This is a genomic window from Streptomyces sp. NPDC003016 (assembly GCF_053591455.1).
In genome coordinates this window covers 73,867-89,810 of the sequence record NZ_JBSFTV010000033.1, presented here as the reverse complement: position 1 = coordinate 89,810, position 15,944 = coordinate 73,867, and the positions used below count along the sequence as shown (strand labels likewise).

Genomic DNA, 15,944 nt, shown 5'->3' with positions numbered 1-15,944 from the left:
AGAGCATGCCGCGGCCGGTGTAGCGCTTGGCCAGCGAGACCACGAGGCGGAGGTTGGCCTCCAGCAGGTGGTTCTTGGCGCGGCGGCCGTCCTCGGCGATGATCTCCAGCTCGCGCTTGAGCTTCGGCGCGAGCTTGTCGCTGTTGGCCAGCTTGTCCTCGGCGAACAGGCCCGCCTCGATGCGCTTGGCGAGCTCCACCTCCTGCTCGGCGTTGAGGAGGGGAACCTTGCCGATCTGCTTGAGGTAGTCCTTGACGGGGTCGGCGGTGGCGCCGGCGACAGCGACCTGCTGCGCGGGCGCGTCGTCCTCGTCCTCGTCGGAGAGAACGAAGCCCTTCTCCCCGCCCTCTTCCTCTTCGTCGGCGCCCGCCTTGGCCGGGGTCTCCTCGGTGGAGTCCTCGCCGTCGGCGGCCCCGGCGGCGTCCTTCTTGGCGGATGCCTTCTTGGTGGCCGCCTTCTTCGCGGCGGTCTTCTTCGCGGCGGTCTTCTTGGCGGCGGCCTTCTTCTCCGGCCCTGGCGTGGCGACGTCCTCGGGCGTGATGACCCCGTCGGCCACCGCGTCCACGGCCTCGGACGCCGGAGCGGCGGTGGCGGCGACCGTCTTCGCGGGGGTCGCCCGGTCCGCGACGGACTTGGTGGCGGTGCGCTTGACCGGGCTCTTCGCCGCGACGCTCTTGCGGGGGCGCTTGGGCGGCTCCGCGGCAGTGACCATCAGCGTCACACCCTCTTCCTCGAGGATCTGGTTGAGGCTGCGCAGAACGTTCTTCCACTGGGCCGAGGGAATCTGGTCGGCCAAGAATGCCTGGCGCACGTCATCGCCCGCGATCTGCCCATCAGCCTTTCCCCGCTCGATAAGCGCCATCACAGACTCGGACTCGGCGATCTCCGGCGGGAGCGTACGGGATGTGCTGGCCGACACGAACAACCTCTCGGAACGATGGAAACGGCTTCCGGCCTCGCCCTGAGTACGGGCCACGACCGACGACATCGGCTGGGGATGTACCGACGGCGCAGGTTGAACCTCGGACTGGTTACAGCGCCAGGTTCAGCGGCTGTATTCCCTCTTCGGCTGTCACCTCTTAGGTCATCGCACAGTTCCGAGGAGTGTTACGCCCAATCTGCGTGGCTCGAGTCACACGCCGTACGGAGCGGGGAGGAACGGGGGGAACACCGGCTCACAGGCGTGTCGCCGGACCCATCGGATCCGGCGACACGAAGTTCGTCAGCGCAGTCGGGCCGCAAGGCACACACCCCGGCCCTGGTCCGTGATCAGTGCTCGCGCGGCGCCGGCACCACACGCTCCACTTCCGGGTGGGTGGTGAGCAGTTGACGCATGGCGGTCTCGGCGGCCATGGCGTCGCCCGCGGCGAGCGCGTCCACGATGCGGGAGTGGTGGACGAGAGCCGCCTCGGTCGGACGGTCACAGCCGATGAGGGACCCGCCGGACACCTGAAGGGCGGCGGAAACGATGCCGGAAAGGTGTTCGAGCATGCGGTTGCCCGCGAGCTGGATGATGAGCGAGTGGAATTCGGCGTCGGCCCGGGAGAACGTCAGGGAGTCGCCCTGAGTAAGGGCATGGCCCATGATCTCGACCATGTCACCGAGGCGCTGCTGGAGGTCGTCGCGTCCGTGGCCGACCGCGAGGCGGGCCGCGAGCGGCTCGATCATCCACCGCAGTTCGCCGAGTTCGCGGCGTTGGTCGTCGCGCTGCGGACCGAAGGCCCGCCACTCGATGATGTCGGGGTCCAGCAGGTTCCAGTCACTGACGGGGCGGACCCGGGTGCCGACGTTGGGACGGGCACTGACCAGGCCTTTCGCCTCAAGTACGCGCAGGGATTCGCGCACGACGGTGCGGGAGACCTCGAAGCGCTGGCCGATCTCCTCGGGGACGAGCGGGCGGTCGGCACCCAGGTCGCCGGAGACGATCATCTGGCCGAGCTGCTGGACGAGTTGGCCGTGGAGCCCGCGGCCCCGGCTGCCCGCCGAACGGCGGCCCACCCGGCCCAGATCCGGGTCTCCCCCGTCCCAGGAGGGCATGCCGACGCGGTCGGTGCCCGGCGCCTCCGTGTAGGGGTAGCGGTCGAGTTCACCCGGCCCGGCGAGGCCTGAATCGGCGGAGCGGGCGGCGGTCATCATGGTGTGCGCAAGGGTACTCACGGATCTTTTGTCGGCGTGACTTCCGCACCCCTTGAGGTCTTTGGTGAAAAGCACACGAAAGGGTGATCGTCGCCCACCCTGTAATTGACGACTTATCGGAAATACCCGGGCGTTCTCAGGGGAGTTGCGCGTCGTTGGTGGCCTTCACCGCACAAGTCGATCACCAATGGACGCTGCGGCGAAAACCGACGAACAGATACGCGCAGAGAAGGGCACACAGCGACAACGCCAGCGCGGTGCCGACGGGTTGGGCCGCGACCCTCACCGCGGCCACCAGCCACCGGTCGATCTCGTGCGGCCACTGCAGCCACGCCACTTCGCGCAGCCTGCCCGGGAGTCCGGCCACCGAACGCACGGACGGGGTCAGGACCATCTGCTGCGCGACCGGCGCCACCAGGACCGGTACGGCGAGCACCGCGGCCACTCCGGGGGCCGTCGCGCGGAAGACGCCGGCGCCCAGCAGTCCGGCCCAGGCGCAGCCGACGGTCAGGCCGGACCAACTCGCCGCCATGGAGGCCCACTTCTCCGGTACGCGCAGCAAGTCTTCGCCGTACACCAGCCGCAGCGCCTCGGCGTCGGCCACCACGACGAGCGCCCCCAGGAGCAGCGCGGTGGCGGCGGAGACGATCAGCTTGGCCAGGAGCAGCCCGACGCGGCGGGGGACCGTGCCGCGGGCGGCGGCGAGGGCGGGGTAGCGGAACTCCTCGCCGAAGGCGATCGCGCCGAGCAGCCCGGCGCCGAACGCTGCGGGCGGCAGGGGCAGGATGTCCGGCCAGGCGGCGAGAAGGCCGGGCAGGGTGGCGCTGCCCCGGCGCGCGAGCAGCACGGAGATCACCACGGACGCGACGAGGACGGTGGTCGCGGTCAGGAGGGCGGTCCTCGTACCGAGGAGGCGGTGCAGTTCGTAGCGCAGGGGGTGGAGCGGGCTGCGCGCCGGGCGCAGGGGCAGCGGTGGCAAGGGCGGTTCCGGCACCGTGGCGGGTCCTGGCGCCGGGGCGGATCCCGGCGACGTGGCGGGGCCCTCCGCCTCGCTTTCGCCACCTCCGGAAGCGGCCGGGGAAGAGGCCACGACCGGCCGCTCCGGGGCGGGGGCAGGTCCGGTGTCGCCGATCTCGTCGGCGAGCCGGTGGACCGGGATGCCGTGCCGGAAGGCGGTCTCGCCGATCTGCGCGCAGTCGCTGCCGTAGACGGAGAGATGGCTGCCCCCCTCGGTGACGACCTCGACGGAACGCCGGGCCGCGCGGGCCTCGCGGGCGACGAGGACGCCGAGACGGGCGGCGTGCGGGGTCCTGACGGCGACACGGGGGCGGAGTCTGGTCCTGGCGAACTCGGCCGCCTCCTGGTCCGCGACGAGGCGGCCGTCGTCGATGGTGACGACCCGGTCGGCGGTACGGGCGGCCTCCTTGGCGTCGCGCGTGGTGTACAGCACGGTGCCGCCTCGGGCCGCGTGGCCGCGCAGCAGTCCGTACACCCAGCTGTTCTCGCGCGGGGACAGGCCGTCGGCCGGCTCGTCGAGGAGGAGGGCGTGCGGGTCTCCCAGCAGGGCGGAGGCGAGCCCGAGCCGGCGGTCCATGCCGCGGGAGAGCGTGCTGAGACGCTGGTCGCCGAGGTCGGCCAGACCGACGAGATCGAGCATGTCGTTCGCGCGGCCGGCGGGCACGCCGGCCGCGGCGCAGAGCATGCGGAGCTGACCGCGGGCGGTACGGGCGGGGTGGCCCGGTACGTCGCCGAGGAGCGCCCCGATCTCGCGGGCGGGGTGGGTGATCCGGTGGAGGGGGTGCCCGCGGAAGTACGTGACGCCACGGCCGGGTTCCAGGCCGAGCATCAGCCTGAGCACCGTGGTCTTGCCGGATCCGGCGGCACCGAGGAGGGCCGTGACCTGCCCCGGCCGCGCCTCGAAGGTCAGGTCGTCCACGACGGGCGGGAGTTTTCGGCGGGGGGCGCTGGTGAGTCCGATGGCCTGGAGCATCGCTTCTCTCGCGGAAGGGGAGACCGCTCGGCGGCAGGGCGGTACTGCAGCAAGATAACGCGATATATCCGACTTCTGGCGCAGCGAAGCAACTGCGGGTGTCAGACCACGGGTGTCAGACCTCGGGGCGCAGCATCGGCGGATTGAGCAGCGTCGCCCCGCCCGCCCGGAACAGCTGCGCGGGCCGGCCGCCCTGCCGGGTCGTGGTCCCACCCGAGGGGACGAGGAAACCGGGGGTGCCGGTGACCTTGCGGTGGAAGTTGCGGGGATCGAGCGCGACGCCCCAGACGGCTTCGTACACCCGGCGCAGCTCGCCGACCGTGAACTCCGGGGGGCAGAAGGCGGTGGCGAGCGACGAGTACTCGATTTTGGAGCGGGCGCGCTCCACGCCGTCCGCGAGGATCTGGGCATGGTCGAAGGCGAGCGGGGCCGGAGGCTCGTCCTCACGGCTCTGGTCATCCTCCTGGCCGAGCAGGGCCTCCACCGGTGCCCAGCGCACGCTGTGCGCGTCGCCGCCCGCCCGCGGAGCGGGGAGATCCGGTGCGAGCACCAGATAAGCCACGCTCACCACCCGCATCCGGGGGTCCCGTCCGGGGTCCCCGTACGTGGCGAGCTGCTCCAGGTGCGCCCCGTTGCCGAGCGAGGGGGTGCCGGGGTCGTGCGCGCACAGTCCGGTCTCCTCGGCGAGCTCGCGTGCCGCCGCCGCGCCGAGGTCCTCCTCCGGCCGGACAAAGCCGCCGGGCAGTGCCCACCGGCCCTGATAGGGCTGCTCGCCCCGGCGTACGACCAGTGCGCAGAGTGCGTGACGGCGCACGGTGAGCACGACCAGATCCACGGTGACGGCGAAGGGAGGAAAGGCCGATGGGTCGTAGGGCGACATGCCGTGATCATAGTCGTCTGCCTGACGATAAACAGTCCTCCTGCCGGTGAAGTCGCGGTCCGCGCCGCCTTCTTCGCGCCGCTCTCCGGCATCCACGGTTCAGCCTCCCAGCTGGAGTGTTCCGGCGGCTTCCTCGACCATGCCGAGGCCCAGCCTGCTGATCCGTACGGCGAAGGGCTCCCCTGCCACGCGCAGTCCGGACAACTGCACGGCCCCGAGCGGCGCACTGCGCACCGGGGCCAGCGCCACCGCGCCGGCGGGGGCGTCCGGGCGGATGCCCACGAGCGTGGTGAGCAGGTGGACACCGGCCGCGGCCGCCACCGCCGCGGGGCGGCACGCGGCCGGGTGCGGCACGGGAAGGCTGTCCGCGGTGCGCTGCTCGCCCGCGTACATCTCGGGCAGCCGGTTGCCGAAGGCTCCCGCGGCGTCGAGGACGCCGCGCAGCAGGGCCGCCGCCTCCCTCTCGTATCCGGCCGCCGCGAGTCCCGCGACGGCGACGGCCGTTTCGTGGACGCGCACCGCGCCGCCGCGGTGACCGAAGGGGTTGTGGCCGCTCTCCTTGGCGCCGAGGCTGCGCAGCCCCCAGCCCGAGTCCATCGCGGGGCCGCCCAGCAGCCTCGCCACCTGCTCGGTCTGCATCTTGTCCAACAGGCCGGGCGCCTGTCGCCCGGCGCCGAGCAGGCCGGTGTCCAGGAGGTGCGCGGCGGAGCCGCCGAGGTGCGGGACGACCCGTCCCCCCGCCGTACGGGCCGCCGCCGGCCTGCCTCCCGCACGGTCGTCGATCCAGAAGTCCTCCTGGAACGTACGACGCAGCCTGCCCGCCCACTCGCGCCATCCTTGGGCTCCCGGGCGACCGCACTCGGCCAGCAGGTCGGCGCCGAGCACCGCCGCACGGTGGGCGTGGGCCTGGGTCTCAGCGCGCCGGGGCCCCCGGGGGCCCCGTTCGCCCAGACAGCCGTCGTCGCCCGCGGCTCTGCGCAGCCAGAGCAGACAACGTTCGGCCACGGGCAGCAGCTCCTCCAGATCCTGCTCCGCCAGCCCCCACCGTCTCGCCTCCGCGAGCACCACGGGGAAGGCCAGCGTCGCCTCCACCCCCGTGCAGCTGGGCGGGAGGTGCGGGCCGGCGTCCCTGAGCGGGCCCGGAAGCCGGCCCTGGTCGGGCCCCGGGCCCGGCAGCTGGGTACGGGCGAGGGTGCGCAGCGTCGTGGCCGCAAGCCGAGTGCCGAGCGGCAGTGTCATACGCGCCGCCCACAACGCCTCGGCGGGCGCGAGTCCGCAGCGCCAGGGCACCCCCGCCGCCAGGTACACGTCCGCAGGATTGCGCGGATCACGCATCAGCAGGGCCCGCAGATCGTCGAGGCTGGTCCGCAACAGCTCCCGCACCCGCGGATCGTCCCCCTCCGCCGCCGCCTCGGAGAACGGGCCCGTTCCGGTCTTCGCGAGCGGCCGGGCACCACGCTCCGCACGGATCCGCAGCTCGATGGTGCGCGAGGCACCGGGCAGCAGCTCGATCTCCCAGCGCAGCAGACCGGCGGAGGCGATCGCGTCCTCGGGAGGCGGGTCGGCGGTGACCACGGCCTGGGCTCCCGCGTCCGACCAGCGCATGCCCGAGGCATGGACGCCGGCGGGCAGGTCGGGCCCCGAGCGGCCCGCGGCGACAGCGCCCAGATCCGCGAGGTCGGTGCCGAGCCCGATCTCCACGCGGAGCCGCACGACGCGCCCCGCCGAGCTGCGCAGGACGATCCGCTCCGTGCCCCCGGCGTGCCGCAGCCGCTCCACGGAGATCTCGGGGTCCGGTCCCGTACCGGCCGGGAGGCGCACCACCCCCACGAACCGGGCGCGGGACGCGGAGACCAGCCGGCCCTGCACGGCGACCGGCTCCCGTCCCGCGACCCGCAGGTGACAGCGGGAGAGCAGCCGTCGCCCCGACCGGTAGAAGCCCTCCAGGCCGTGGCCGGTGAGCTGCCCGTGTTCCGCGGAGAGCGCGAGCCCGGGCAGGTCCGCGCAGACCAGCAGGGCATGGACCGAGGGCAGCTCGCCGGAGGGCCGGACACCTCCCGCAAGAGGTCTTCCCCCGGTGGCGGGGTACTGGGCGGTGAGGGTCATACGGTGCCTCCTCTGCGCTCGTGACAGCCGCGCGGATCGGGACGGCGCGGGGCGTTCGCGGTACCGCCATACGTGTGAACGTCCGTATCACCGCCGTGGTCACGGTCGTCATCGCCCGCTCCTCTCCTGCCTGCTGTCCCGCCGACTGTCCTGCCGGCTGTCCCGTCGGCGCGTACGGCCTCGCGCGTCGGCGGCGGCGGGCCGCGCCTTGGCGGGCGGGGCACTCTGCCGGGTGGCGGCCTGCGGCCGTACGGAACGCGTGGTGGCACGTGTGCGTACGACACGTGGGCGGAGCCGTTTGCGCTCCGCCCGCTCCCGGCGCTCCTCCCGCAGACAGCGCCGCAGTCCCTCCGGGTCGATGCCCTCGTTGCACGCCTGGTGCAGAAGCTGGGCGAAGGTGTATTCGGGATCGGCCCGCAGGGCACGGTCGAGGGCCACCCTCGCCCCCGGCTCGTCCCCGGTCGACCAGGCGACCCATCCGGCGAGGGTGAGCGGGGCGGCGGCATGGGTCTCGTACGCTCCGGCGCACCGGCGGGCAAGCGCCCGCCAGAGCCGCAGCGCGGGTTCGGCGTCCGCCCCCTCCATCCACTCCGCGGCCCGGTCCCTGGTCTCCCGGTCCTGGAGCCCGAGGATGACGGCCGCAGCCTCGTCATGGGCGATGAGGGCGTCGTCGGCGGCGTCCGCGTCGGGCCAGCCTGCCGTGGCCGGCCCGTTCTCGCCGAGACGCTTCATGAGCCGGCGCGCCAGGGCGAGCGTCTCCGCCGAGACCCGCTCACGCTCGATGCCGCCGAGGATCCGGGGCACCAGCGCGAACCCCGCCGCGTCCAGCGCCCGCACCTGCTCCTGCTCGCGGCCGGCCGGCTGCTGCGGGGGCGCGAGCCTGGCCTCCATCCCCCGCAGGGAGCCGCGCACTTGGATTCCGGCGTAGGCGGCGGCCGCGGCCATCACCGAAGTGCCCGGCAGCGCCAGTACGTTCCCGTCGGGCGGGCAGCAGCGCTCGTCGGGGCAGCAGTAGGACCAGTACCTCCCGTCCGAGATGCACAGCGCTTCGGACACGGGGACGTCGAGCGCGCCGCACGCGGTGCGCAGCCGTTGCGCGAAGGGGCGCAGCCGCTCCATCACCTGCCTGCCCGACTCGCCCTCGGCCGGGTCCTGGCAGAGGAAGACGACGATGCCCTCGGGACGGCCTCCCCGGCGCTCGCTGCCTGTCACCAGGCAGTCGGCGAGCTGGTCGGAGACGAACGGCCATTCCCTCGGCGAGCGCGGGATGCCGAGCCTGAGCCGCCCGCCGAACCGGCCCCTGCGGCCGTGCAGCGCGACCATCACCACGCTGTCGGTCGGGTGGAAGCCCATGAGGTACGGGAGGGCGTCGGCAAGTTCGGCGGGGCCTCGCAGGGTGATCTGGTCGCCGGCGGAGGGGCCTGTGGGTTCGTGGTGGTTGTTCATGGCTCGACGTTCCCGCAGGAACCGCCCGCGCCGCCAACCCTGTGGATAACTTTATCCACAGGATGGAGGCCTCATTCGCACAATGTCCGAGGTATCGGGTTGCATGGGGGCATGACCAACGCAGACCTCAGGTCCTCGGCCGATTCCGTACTCGCCCGCCTCGTCGGAGACACCACCGGCGCCGCCAGGCTGCGCGAGGACCAGTGGCGGGCCATCGAGGCGCTCGTCGCCGACAAGCGCCGGGCCCTGGTCGTGCAACGCACCGGCTGGGGCAAGTCCGCCGTGTACTTCGTCGCCACCTCCCTGCTGCGCGAGCGCGGCGCCGGGCCCACAGTGATCGTTTCCCCGCTCCTCGCGCTCATGCGCAACCAGGTGGAGGCCGCGGCTCGGGCCGGCATCCGCGCGCGGACGATCAATTCGTCCAACACGGAGGAGTGGGACACGGTCCAGGCCCAGGTCGCGGCCGGCGAGGTGGATGTGCTGCTGGTCAGTCCCGAGCGGCTGAACAATCCCGACTTCCGCGACGAGGTGCTGCCCAAGCTGTCCGCCGCCACCGGCCTGCTGGTGGTGGACGAGGCCCACTGCATCTCGGACTGGGGGCACGACTTCCGGCCCGACTACCGGCGGCTGCGCACCATGCTCGCCGAGCTTCCGCCGGGAGTCCCCGTGCTCGCCACCACGGCCACGGCGAACGCCCGCGTGACCGCCGATGTCGCGGAACAGCTGGGGACGGGCGCGGACACGGACGCCCTGGTGCTGCGCGGCCCGCTGGACCGGGAGAGCCTCAGCCTGGGAGTGCTGCAACTCCCGGACGCCGCGCACCGCTTGGCCTGGCTGGCCGATCACCTGGGCGAACTGCCCGGATCCGGGATCGTCTACACGCTGACGGTCGCCGCCGCCGAGGAGGTCACGGCGTACTTGCGCCAGTGCGGCCACACCGTCGCGTCCTACACCGGCAGGACCGAGAACGCGGAGCGGATGCAGGCCGAGGAGGACCTGCTCGCCAATCGGGTCAAGGCTCTGGTCGCCACCTCCGCGCTGGGCATGGGCTTCGACAAACCGGATCTCGGTTTCGTCGTGCACCTGGGTTCGCCCTCCTCCCCCATCGCGTACTACCAGCAGGTGGGACGCGCGGGCCGTGGTGTGGCCCACGCCGAAGTGCTGCTCCTGCCGGGCCGCGAGGACGAGGCGATCTGGCAGTACTTCGCCTCCGTCGCCTTCCCGCCGGAGGAGCAGGTACGCCGCACGCTCGACGCACTGGCCACAGCGGGGCGCCCGCTGTCGCTGCCCGCGCTGGAGCCGATCGTCGACCTGCGGCGTACCCGCCTGGAGGCGATGCTCAAGGTCCTCGACGTGGACGGCGCGGTGCGCAGGGTGAAGGGCGGCTGGACCGCCACGGGGCAGCCGTGGGTGTACGAGGCCGAGCGCTACGCCTGGGTCGCCCGGCAGCGCGCCGCCGAGCAGCAGGCCATGCGCGACTACGCGACGACGACCGGCTGCCGGATGGAGTTCCTGCGGCGCCAGTTGGACGACGAGGAGGCCGCGCCGTGCGGCCGGTGCGACAACTGCGCGGGGGCCCGGTTCGGCGACGCGGTGTCCACGGGGGCCCTGGACACGGCGCGCGGTGAACTCGGCAGGCCGGGCGTGGAGGTGGAGCCGCGCAAGATGTGGCCGACCGGTCTCGCCGCGGTCGGCGTGGATCTCAAGGGGCGTATCCCGCAAGGTGAACTGGCCTTCCCCGGACGGGCGCTGGGGCGGCTCTCGGACATCGGCTGGGGCAACAGGCTCCGTCCGCTTCTCGCGGCGCAGGCGCCCGACGGCCCGGTGCCGGACGATGTGGCGAACGCGGTGGTCAGTGTGCTGGCCGACTGGGCGAAGGGCCCCGGAGGCTGGGCTTCCGGTGACTCCGACGCCGCAGCCCGCCCGGTCGGAGTGGTCACGGTCGCCTCGCACAGCAGGCCCGCGCTCATCCAGTCGCTCGCCGGCCGGATCGCGGAGGTGGGCAGAATGCCGCTGCTCGGGACTGTCGAGTACACCCCCGAGGCAGCGGACGGGCGGATGTCGCACACCAACAGCGCCCAGCGGGTGAAGGGCCTTCACCGGGCCCTGACGGTGTCGCCCGGACTGGCCGCCGCGCTGGCCGCGGCCGGTGGCCCGGTACTGCTCGTCGACGATCACCAGGACACCGGCTGGACGCTCGCGGTGGCGGCCAGGCTGCTGCGCCGGGCCGGAGCGGAGGGGGTGTTCCCACTGGTCCTCGCCGTTCGGACGTGAGCGGGAGGCATTGCCCGCGGCCGGCCTGGGCAGGGATATCCCTGTCATACCCGCAGATTTCAGTCGGCCGCGTCAATTGCTCGTTGCCGCATGCCCCACGGGGCAGCGAGAATTGGACCGCTCCCCCGCACGGCCCGCCTGTGGACCGGAAGGGCTGTGCCGCGGTGCGCCCCAACCGACCCTGCCCACACTGTGGGCGCGTATGCGAAGGGAGGACCGTGACCTTCGGATTCGCTCCGTCCGCCGCCTCGTTGAACACCGCCGACACCGTCAGCCGTCTGGGCCGGACACTCGAACCGTCCGAGTGGGCGGCCGCCAGTATACCGCTGCTGCGCAATCCGCGTGAAGTCGTCAGCGGACTGCACGCGCGGCATCGTCCCACGCCGGCCACGGCAGTGGTCGCCGTCCTCGACACCGAGGAACGGCTCACCGCCAGCGCCTCGTTCGCCCGGCGCTCCGTCCCCGCCGACGGCTGGGAGTTCCGCAACGTCCTGCTCGCGCACCTGCGCCGCGTCATCCCGCACGATCTGCGCCGGCGCACGCCCGTGCGGACCGCCGTGCTGCTCTACTGCCGCGACGGCGACGAGCGCTGGACCGAGGAGGACGGGGCGTGGATGTGGGGCCTGCGGGACGCCTGCACGTTGCACGGGCTGCGCTGCGGCGCGTACATCACGCTGACGCACAGCGGCTGGCAGGTGCTCGGCGAGGGCCGTGGCGGCCGTCGCCCGAGCGCCGGAACACACCCGGCCGGCCTGGCGGAAGCCGAGGCCGAGGCCGAGCCGTCCCCACCGCGCACGGGCGGCGGGGCGGCGGAAGCGCTGCGGCGGGCGGTGGCCCGCTGAAGCGGTCCGCCGGCGCCGGCCTGCGCGCCTCTCACCCGCCTCGCGGACCGCACAGGGCCGGTGCAGGCGTACCTCTCAGACGCTCGCGCCGAGCACCGCGTTGACCCGCTGCGGGTCTCCGCACACGATCAGCAGAGCGGTCGCACGCGCCTTGGCGGACGGCAGCGCGCGAGTCAGCACGTCGTCGCTTGTGCCGCCTTCGCCGTTGACCGCGACGATGACGACGGGCCGGGCGGCAGCCCGCTCCGCGGCGGCGGCGTCCGCGTAGAAGACGTCGTCACGGGCATCGTGCTGTGCCCAGTAGGCGGCTTCGCCGAAGGACAGCTCGTGAGCGGCCCAGGGGTGCTGCTCACCGGTGGTGAACACCAGGACGTCACCCGGCGCGCGGCCGGAGTCGAGCAGCACGTCGACCGCCTCGTCGGCGGCGTCGAGCGCGCCGTCCGCCGGAGCGGGAATCAGCTGGATCTGCGGCACGGAACGATTCTCCTGCCGCGGGGACGGGGACCGGCCACCGGATGTGTGCGACCGCTGCGCCGGAGGCGCGGGCCTGGCCGGGCCGGGCACGGGGCGTCCGGGACGCGGCGTGGCCGCGGTACGCGGACCGGGTACGGGACGGGGGGTCGACGCGGGACGGCCGGTGGCCGGAGTGACGCGGGGACCCTGGGCGCTCTCGTGAATCTGAGGCTCCTCGGGGGAGAGAGGCATGAGTGGATGTCTATCAAATGCCGCCGCGAAACGCAGCAGCGGGTAGGCACATACGTGCGGTCAGAAATCGAAGCCGAGTTGGCCCCCGTTTTCCGGAGCGGCGGCCTCCGCCGGCATCCGGGTCTTCTTGAGGTGCTGCCACCGGGGCAGCGCGTCGAGATAGGACCAGGAAAGCCGGTGGTACGGGGTGGGCCCCCGCTCCGCCAGCGCCGCCTTGTGCACGGGCGAGGGATAGCCCGCGTTGGCCGAGAAGGCGAAGTCGGCGAATTCCCCGGACTCCGCCTCCAGTTCGGCCATCATCGCGTCGCGCCGCACCTTGGCGATCACCGAGGCGGCCGCGACCGCGATGCATGACTGGTCGCCCTTGACGACCGTACGGACCTTCCAGGGCAGCCCGAGATAGTCGTGCTTCCCGTCGAGGATCACCGCGTCCGGTCGCACCGGCAGCGCCTCCAGGGCGCGTACGGCGGCGAGCCGCAGCGCGGCGGTCATCCCGAGTGCGTCGATCTCCTCGGGGGAGGAGTGTCCGAGGGCGTGCGACGTGACCCATCCTTCGAGGATCGCGGCAAGCTCGGCACGGCGCTTCGGGCTGATCAGTTTGGAGTCGGTGAGCCCGTCGGGCGGGCGGCGCAGACCGGTGACGGCCGCGCACACGGTGACGGGTCCGGCCCATGCTCCGCGCCCGACTTCGTCGACACCAGCGATGATCTTGGCACCGGTGGTGGCGCGCAGTGAGCGCTCGACGGCGTGGGTGGGTGGTTCGTACGGCATGGCGCAAGACAGGTTACGCCGCCGGAGCCCGCCGGGACACCCCGGGCTGAACCCGGGGCCGGCGAAGGACGGAAACGGACCGGGGCAAGGGGCGGAACGAGGGCCGCTCAGCCGGCCACCGGGCGCGGGAGCGCACCGTGACCCGGTCGGTCGTCCCGGCGGTCTCCTCGTCCGGCCATTCGCTCCCGCACACCTTCGAGCGGTACGCCCACAAGCCGGGCACCCACGTCGAAGACCGGGCCGCCGACCGCGTCGGGGCGGACATCGCCCCGCTCGACCCCGCGGCGTAGGACCTCACGGAAGAGCCGGATCGAGGGCTCGACCCCTTGGCGCAGGATCACTTCGGCACAGGACCACTCCGTGAAATCGCCCCGCCACCTCACTGTCGCATTCGTGAAGCATCGGGCGCAGCGCGGCCGGGCTCGGAATACATCGCTCCGCACATCCGTCGACAGCGTCGGCAAAAATCCTCGCGGATGCCGCCCCGGCCCGGCGCCTCCTCGCGGTCCGGCAGTCCGGCCCGCGGGGCGTCCGCGACGCGGTCCTCCTCGGAGGGCCGGTGAGGACAGACCACGGCTTTGCCGGTCTGCGCACCGGCCGCGACACGCTCCTCGGTGAACGCGTTCCCGCCGGCCGTACTCGACTGCTCCAACACGGCTCCGCGGGACGGTCCTTCACCCACACGTCTGCGATGAGCGCGCAGTGGCTAGGACCCACCCGGCCTCACCGCGCTGCTGCGCGGCATCGCGCAGCAGCCGTGGCAGATGACTCGCGACACGCGCGCTCCAGGGCGTGAGCGGCGCCATCGCCTCGCCCACCGCGCTCGCGCTCATCACCACGACGTTCCACGAAGGCCCCGGGCACAACCGCGCGTTCGGCATCTTCGCGGCCGCTCCGACCTGGCCGGCGCGCCCACCTCGGCCATGGGCATGGCGTCCCTGGCGTACAGATCCATCCGCGCCGCCGACGCCGGGACGAGCACCCGTCGTCTTGGGGCACCACGTTCCCGCCGAGGGCACAGCGGCGGCGCCGCGAGCCGAAACGGCCGGTCAGTACTGTCAGTACTCGTCGTAGAGCCCACGCCCGTCGCCGTACGTACCGAGCTTCCGGCACTCGGCCTCGTCGACGTCCAGGGGGCGCTCTTCGATGATCGCGCGCGCCCTCGCCACACCGAGACTCGTCGCGTACCAGGGTTCGTTCTGGTCGTCGAGCCGTTCGGCGATGCCCACCAGCGCGCAGGAACGCTGCGGCTCCGGCAGCGTGTCCAGTGCCGGTACGGCGTCGGCCGACAGGTCCTGGAAGTAGTACACGTCGAGTTTGTCGAACTCCTCGGAGGTGTCCTTGTAGCGCGCCACGTTCTGCTCGGCGACCAGCCCGTCCGGCGAGACCAGGCCGAAGGCCAGTACGGCGGCCGCCGCGCTCGCGGCGACCGCGCGCGGCAGCCAGCGGGCCCCCAGGACGCCGGCCGACATGATCAGTACGATCACCAGGCCCAGCCACAGCTCGGCCGCGGCCACCGAGATGCGCAGCCGTGTCAGACCGTACGCGTCGACGTACAGGTCCATGCGGCGCAGCGCGGAGGCGACGACGACCAGCGTGAGGACGCACAGGGTGCCGAGCACCGAGCGCACCAGGGTGCGGTCGCGGTCCGTGCCGCGCGGAGCCCGGCGCAGTGCCACGGCGACGACCAGAAGGACCAGCAGGGTGACCCAGAGCAGCTGCCAGAAGCCCTGGCGCGCGTACTGGGCGTACGTCAGGCCGGTCTCGTTGAGCACCTTGCGGTAGCCGCCGAACAGGACGGCGAGCTGGACCGCGATGAAGGCGGTGAAGAGGAGGTTGAGCACGATCAGCGGAAGCGCCCATTCCGCACGGCCGCGCGCACGCCCCGGTCGTATCTCCAGGCGGTCCCAGCGCAGCGGAGCGGCGGCGGTGCGGGCAGCGGCGAGGGCGCCCACCAGGCCGAGCACGAAGAGGAAGATCCGCCAGGGGCTGTCCGCGACGGAGACGTCGGGCGCGAGGCCGCCCAGCAGACCGGCGAAGGCGGCGTCCGCGGAGGCGAAGAGCGCGCCGAAGACGATCAGCAGTACGACGGCGACCAGGGCCGTACGCACCATGGGCGCCCAGCGGCCGCGCGACACCTCCGCCCGCTCGCGCATACCGCGCCAGGCCCAGGCCGGGCCGGAGGCCAGCGAACCGAAGATGCCCAGGGAACCGGCGAGGACACCGGCCCAGGTGCGGTTGCCGTGCAGGGCGAGCGAGCCCAGTGCCAACGCGGACACGCAGGCCAGGAAGGTCGGCCAGCCCGCGTCGCGCAGCGCCGGAACGGCCAGCAGGGCCAGGCCGCCGACCGCCCAGACGAGCGTCCAGGGGCGGAGGCGGCGGCCTGCCGCCCGGGCGGCGAAGCAGGCGGCGAGCGCGGTCGGCACCGTCACGAAGAGCAGGTTCAGGCCCAGCCCCTCACCGAGCAGCAGGGCGCTCAGCAGGGCAGTGGCCAAAGCCGCCACGACCGTGGCGGGACGGATCCCGGCAGGCGGTCCGGGCCGTACGGCGACCAGCCACTTCGGCGGCCCGGGCGAGGGCCGCGGTCCGGCCGGTGGCGGTGGCCAGGGCTGGTGGCGCCGGGGCTGCGTCGCTCTGCTGTGCTGCTCTCGGTACGACATTCCCGGCGGCGGCTGCGCGGCCGTGCTCTGCGGCGCGGTCTCCGCATCGCGCCCGGAACCGGCCGGTTCTGACGTTTCGGGCCGTGTGGGCGGTATGGATGGTGTGGACGGCGTATCGGACACGGGACCCCCTC

Annotated in this window: 12 protein-coding genes and 1 pseudogene; 4 read left to right on the top strand and 9 right to left on the bottom strand. The window is 73.1% G+C overall.

Features of this window, described 5'->3' with window-relative positions:
* The 6 genes from ACWDZ4_RS26160 to ACWDZ4_RS26135 form a co-directional block, all read right to left on the bottom strand.
* Positions 1–919 (bottom strand): sigma-70 factor domain-containing protein (locus ACWDZ4_RS26160; RefSeq protein WP_451510831.1); only part of this gene is annotated, 919 nt, incomplete at its 3' end.
* Between the two features lie 350 nt (positions 920–1,269).
* Positions 1,270–2,157, bottom strand: a complete 888-nt coding sequence (locus ACWDZ4_RS26155) for a FadR/GntR family transcriptional regulator (protein WP_451510830.1) — start codon at positions 2,155–2,157, stop codon at positions 1,270–1,272.
* A gap of 160 nt (positions 2,158–2,317) precedes the next feature.
* Entirely contained in the window at positions 2,318–4,126 is a 1,809-nt protein-coding gene (locus ACWDZ4_RS26150) for an ABC transporter ATP-binding protein (RefSeq protein ID WP_451510829.1), read from the bottom strand.
* A gap of 115 nt (positions 4,127–4,241) precedes the next feature.
* Positions 4,242–5,006: an NUDIX hydrolase gene (locus tag ACWDZ4_RS26145; RefSeq protein ID WP_451510828.1), complete on the bottom strand. Its 765-nt coding sequence runs from the start codon at positions 5,004–5,006 to the stop codon at positions 4,242–4,244.
* Positions 5,007–5,105: 99 nt separating this feature from the next.
* Positions 5,106–7,112 (bottom strand): glycogen debranching N-terminal domain-containing protein, encoded by a 2,007-nt coding sequence (locus ACWDZ4_RS26140; RefSeq protein WP_451510827.1) that lies wholly within the window; start codon positions 7,110–7,112, stop codon positions 5,106–5,108.
* A gap of 108 nt (positions 7,113–7,220) precedes the next feature.
* Entirely contained in the window at positions 7,221–8,558 is a 1,338-nt protein-coding gene (locus ACWDZ4_RS26135) for a DUF4192 domain-containing protein (RefSeq protein ID WP_451510826.1), read from the bottom strand.
* A 111-nt stretch (positions 8,559–8,669) separates the two neighbouring features.
* Between ACWDZ4_RS26135 and ACWDZ4_RS26130 the strand changes: the two genes are divergently transcribed.
* Together ACWDZ4_RS26130 and ACWDZ4_RS26125 are read left to right on the top strand one after the other, a co-directional pair.
* Entirely contained in the window at positions 8,670–10,832 is a 2,163-nt protein-coding gene (locus ACWDZ4_RS26130; RefSeq protein ID WP_451510825.1) for a RecQ family ATP-dependent DNA helicase, read from the top strand.
* Between the two features lie 218 nt (positions 10,833–11,050).
* Positions 11,051–11,674 carry a hypothetical protein gene (locus ACWDZ4_RS26125; RefSeq protein WP_451510824.1) on the top strand — a complete coding sequence of 208 codons (624 nt, stop codon included), beginning with the start codon at positions 11,051–11,053 and terminating at the stop codon, positions 11,672–11,674.
* Between the two features lie 75 nt (positions 11,675–11,749).
* Here the strand turns inward: ACWDZ4_RS26125 and ACWDZ4_RS26120 are convergent, their stop codons facing one another.
* Positions 11,750–12,379, bottom strand: a complete 630-nt coding sequence (locus tag ACWDZ4_RS26120) for a hypothetical protein (protein WP_451510823.1) — start codon at positions 12,377–12,379, stop codon at positions 11,750–11,752.
* Between the two features lie 60 nt (positions 12,380–12,439).
* Positions 12,440–13,150: a ribonuclease HII gene (locus tag ACWDZ4_RS26115; RefSeq protein WP_451510822.1), complete on the bottom strand. Its 711-nt coding sequence runs from the start codon at positions 13,148–13,150 to the stop codon at positions 12,440–12,442.
* A gap of 137 nt (positions 13,151–13,287) precedes the next feature.
* On the opposite strand from ACWDZ4_RS26115, the gene ACWDZ4_RS26110 reads away from it, so the two are divergent.
* Positions 13,288–13,440 carry a hypothetical protein gene (locus tag ACWDZ4_RS26110; protein ID WP_451510821.1) on the top strand — a complete coding sequence of 51 codons (153 nt, stop codon included), beginning with the start codon at positions 13,288–13,290 and terminating at the stop codon, positions 13,438–13,440.
* A gap of 432 nt (positions 13,441–13,872) precedes the next feature.
* Positions 13,873–14,041: pseudogene (locus ACWDZ4_RS26105) on the top strand (MFS transporter); the annotation flags it as partial.
* 167 nt (positions 14,042–14,208) lie between these two features.
* On the opposite strand, the gene ACWDZ4_RS26100 reads toward ACWDZ4_RS26105, so the two are convergent.
* Positions 14,209–15,933 (bottom strand): DUF4153 domain-containing protein, encoded by a 1,725-nt coding sequence (locus ACWDZ4_RS26100; RefSeq protein ID WP_451510820.1) that lies wholly within the window; start codon positions 15,931–15,933, stop codon positions 14,209–14,211.
* Positions 15,934–15,944: the final 11 nt, after the last annotated feature.

Bases quoted from the DNA above. Each gene is read 5' to 3' on its own strand.
- ACWDZ4_RS26150 (WP_451510829.1), bottom strand. From the start codon at position 4,126: ATGCTCCAGGCCATCGGACTCACCAGCGCCCCCCGCCGAAAACTCCCG.
- ACWDZ4_RS26115 (WP_451510822.1), bottom strand. From the start codon at position 13,150: ATGCCGTACGAACCACCCACCCACGCCGTCGAGCGCTCACTGCGCGCC.
- ACWDZ4_RS26120 (WP_451510823.1), bottom strand. From the start codon at position 12,379: ATGCCTCTCTCCCCCGAGGAGCCTCAGATTCACGAGAGCGCCCAGGGT.
- ACWDZ4_RS26145 (WP_451510828.1), bottom strand. From the start codon at position 5,006: ATGTCGCCCTACGACCCATCGGCCTTTCCTCCCTTCGCCGTCACCGTG.
- ACWDZ4_RS26140 (WP_451510827.1), bottom strand. From the start codon at position 7,112: ATGACCCTCACCGCCCAGTACCCCGCCACCGGGGGAAGACCTCTTGCG.
- ACWDZ4_RS26135 (WP_451510826.1), bottom strand. From the start codon at position 8,558: ATGAACAACCACCACGAACCCACAGGCCCCTCCGCCGGCGACCAGATC.
- ACWDZ4_RS26130 (WP_451510825.1), top strand. From the start codon at position 8,670: ATGACCAACGCAGACCTCAGGTCCTCGGCCGATTCCGTACTCGCCCGC.